Source organism: Bacteroides sp. Phil13 (assembly GCF_001940965.1).
GTDB lineage: Bacteria > Bacteroidota > Bacteroidia > Bacteroidales > Bacteroidaceae > Bacteroides > Bacteroides intestinalis.
Map to the genome: position 1 here is coordinate 458,852 of NZ_MSHA01000103.1, position 757 is coordinate 459,608.

Annotated in this window: 1 protein-coding gene; it reads left to right on the forward strand. The window is 48.1% G+C overall.

From position 1 onward, the window contains the following. A partial coding sequence (locus BWI44_RS21895; RefSeq protein ID WP_286816435.1) for a GGGtGRT protein occupies nucleotides 1-757 on the forward strand: 757 nt, incomplete at both ends.

Consider the following 757-nt stretch of genomic DNA (forward strand, 5'->3'; position numbering starts at 1 on the left):
TAAAACGTGTGAAGAAACTCAGCCGATCTGTTTTGAAAATGCAAAATGGGCTTACGTAGTAGGTGCAGCTATTGCATTGAAGAAAGGTTGCAAGAATGCTGCTGACGCTGCCGAAGCTATCGGTATCGGTCTGCAAGCTTTCTGTATCCCGGGTTCTGTAGCCGACGACCGCAAGGTTGGTATCGGTCATGGTAACCTGGCAGCTATGTTGCTGCGCGAAGAGACTAAGTGTTTTGCTTTCCTGGCAGGTCACGAGTCATTTGCTGCTGCAGAAGGTGCTATCAAAATTGCTGCTAAAGCTGACAAAGTACGTAAAGAACCTCTGCGTTGTATCCTGAACGGTTTGGGTAAGGATGCTGCACAGATCATCTCTCGTATCAATGGCTTTACTTATGTACAGACTGAATTCGACTACTATACTTCTGAACTGAAAGTTGTTCGCGAAATCGCTTACTCTGACGGTGAGCGTGCCAAAGTAAAATGCTATGGTTGCGACGACGTTCGTGAAGGTGTAGCTGTTATGTGGAAAGAAGGTGTAGACGTTTCTATCACTGGTAACTCTACTAACCCGACTCGTTTCCAACACCCGGTTGCAGGTACTTACAAGAAAGAGCGTATGCTTGCTGGTAAGCCTTATTTCTCAGTAGCTTCCGGTGGTGGTACAGGTCGTACCCTCCACCCGGATAACATGGCAGCCGGTCCGGCTTCTTATGGTATGACCGACACCATGGGCCGTATGCACTCAGACGCTCAGTTC